Origin of the sequence: Aneurinibacillus sp. UBA3580 (assembly GCF_002375825.1) — a bacterium.
GTDB lineage: Bacteria > Bacillota > Bacilli > Aneurinibacillales > Aneurinibacillaceae > Aneurinibacillus > Aneurinibacillus danicus.
This window is the reverse complement of sequence record NZ_DFMZ01000060.1, coordinates 77257-79768: the sequence shown is the minus strand read 5'-3', so window position 1 is coordinate 79768 and position 2512 is coordinate 77257. Positions and strand designations below refer to the sequence as shown.

Sequence of the window (2512 nt, the reverse complement as noted above, 5' to 3'; positions counted from 1 at the left end):
CTAAAAAAAATAAAGAAAAAAGCGAGAATTAATCTAAAGCATGATGAGTTCGTTCCGATAAAAATAGTGAGGGAGAAATCCCAACATAATTATCTGCTGACAGGGACGTTAGCAGACAAATTTCAAGGAGGAACATATCATGATTATCAACCACAATCTGAACGCCATGAACGCACAACGTCAATTCGGCATCAACAACTTCAACACCGGTAAGTCCATTGAGAAGCTGTCTTCCGGCTTCCGCATCAACCGCGCTGGTGACGACGCTGCAGGTCTGTCGATCTCCGAGAAAATGCGTGCGCAAATCAAAGGTTTGAACCAGGCTTCCCGTAACTCGCAAGACGCGATCTCTCTAATCCAAACTGCAGAGGGTGCACTGAACGAAACGCACAGTATCCTTCAGCGTATGCGTGAGCTTGCAGTTCAATCTGCGAACGACACGAACAACTCGGTAGACCGTACTGCTCTGCAAGACGAGATCAACCAGCTTACAGTTGAGCTTGACCGTATCGGTCAGTCTACAGCATTCAACGAAAAGAAACTGCTAAGCGGTGGCTTTGCGACAAATGGTTTGCAGTTCCAGATCGGTGCGAACAACGAGTCTTCCCTGCAAATTGAACTGAAAATCAACAGCATGACTGCAAGTGGTCTGGGAATTAACCCATCAAATGGTCAGACAATTTCTGGTTCTACAGTTAAGGCTGTATCAATCAAAACCGTAACAGACGCTCGTGCTGCGATTGACACATTCAACACAGCGATCAAAACTGTATCCGCAGAGCGTTCTAAACTGGGTGCATACCAGAACCGTCTGGAACATACTATCTCTAACCTTGATAACGCGGCAGAAAACCTGCAAGCAGCAGAATCCCGTGTACGCGATGTAGACATGGCGAAAGAAATGATGAACTACACGAAATCCAACATCCTGTCTCAAGCATCTCAAGCGATGCTGGCACAGGCGAACCAGGCTCCGCAATCCGTACTGCGTCTGCTGGGCTAATTCATCTTCAAAGAATGAGAAAAGTCAGAGGGGTCGACATTATGTCGGCCCTTTTCTTGTGGTAAAGGACGAGCGGCACCGCCCGTGAGTTTTTCTTACATTAGGGAGGAAATATATGCTTGAAACTAACAAGCTTGCACTGCAGCTTCACTATCCAGATTTGTATAAAAAAATGAACGAAATTACGTTAGAAAATTTCCTTTATAATATTCATCCGGCCAAAAACGGACAAATGACGTTTGCTGTGCAAAAAAAGGAGAAGTTGTATTATTTGCACAGTCGTTATAACCCGGAGCGTGAAGTCGAGCAGTGGGTATATGCGATAGAGACAGATGCTGATATTATTGTGGTTGTAGGGATCGGACTTGGATATGCTTTGCCTCATTTGGCAGTGAAATTCGAAGGGCGTAAAGTTGTAGTGATTGAGCCGGATTTACATACTTTTTCTGCCGCTCTGGCGCATGTAGACTTCTCAACATGGTTAAAAGATGATAGCTTTACTTTTCTGGTAGGATGTGATGCATTTCTCATCGGTTATATATTGGCAGAATCAATCTGGAATAATATGCTGTCTCTTGATTCGGTTTATATTACAGCATTTCCTGTTTATGAACGCATGAATCCTAGCCTTGTAAAGACGATAAAAGAGCAAATCTCTGTTCAATGGATGAATCTTCAAGTACAAGAAGCTACACACAAACGTTTCTCCAAAGCATGGATTACAACGACACTGAAAAATATAAGCTATATTAACCGCGATATGTCAGCAGCTTATATAAGTGAAGCATTGCATAATCTCCCTGTGATTCTTATTGCTGCCGGTCCTTCTTTGGAGAAGAACATACATATACTAAAAAGGCTTCAAAACCGGGCTGTTTTATTCGCTGTCGGTTCAGCCGTTAATATTTTAGAGAACCATGGGATTGAACCTCATATTATTATGGCGATTGACAGTGCGGAAAGCGAACGGAATATTTTTGCCCGGACATGTTTTTCTTCCGCTTTACTTCTTTACACACAGATGCTTCATCCTGATATTGTTCATATATATCCAGGACCAAAAGCATGGGTGAAATTGAAAGAAGATAGAGGGACAGAGTATGTATGCAAACGATTAAACGTACCTTACATAGAAGCGGCGGACGGCCCCTCTGTGGCGAATGTCGCCTTTGATTTTATTAGCAAGCAGCTACGGCCTTCCGCTATCATACTTGTCGGGCAAGATTTAGCTTATACGAATGATCAAACCCATGCCAGGGGAGCGGTACATGATACGTCTGTGAAGCTTGACGAAGAAGGTTTTATTTTGCTGGAAGATGTAGAGGGTAACATGGTACGGACAACAAGCGGCTTTATTGCTATGAAAAACTTTTTTGAAGTATATATGCAGTATGAACAGCCATCCGTTCCGGTTTACAACTGTACAGAGGGAGGGCTGCCGATCCGGGGAATCCCTAACTATTCTCTGATTGAGATCGCAGAAAAAGAGTGTAAACACACTCTTCCGAT

Annotated in this window: 2 protein-coding genes; both read left to right on the top strand. The window is 43.4% G+C overall.

Going from position 1 to position 2512, the window contains the following annotated elements:
• The first annotated feature begins 139 nt into the window (after window positions 1-139).
• The gene (locus B2899_RS09800) at window positions 140-1003 is read left to right on the top strand and encodes a flagellin (RefSeq protein ID WP_286885419.1); all 864 of its coding nucleotides are present in this window, start codon (window positions 140-142) and stop codon (window positions 1001-1003) included.
• Between the two features lie 115 nt (window positions 1004-1118).
• Window positions 1119-2512 (top strand): 6-hydroxymethylpterin diphosphokinase MptE-like protein (locus tag B2899_RS09795; protein WP_286885417.1); only part of this gene is annotated, 1394 nt, incomplete at its 3' end.

Excerpts from the sequence above, each read along its gene's own strand:
- B2899_RS09800 (WP_286885419.1), top strand. The coding sequence starts at position 140 with ATGATTATCAACCACAATCTGAACGCCATGAACGCACAACGTCAATTC.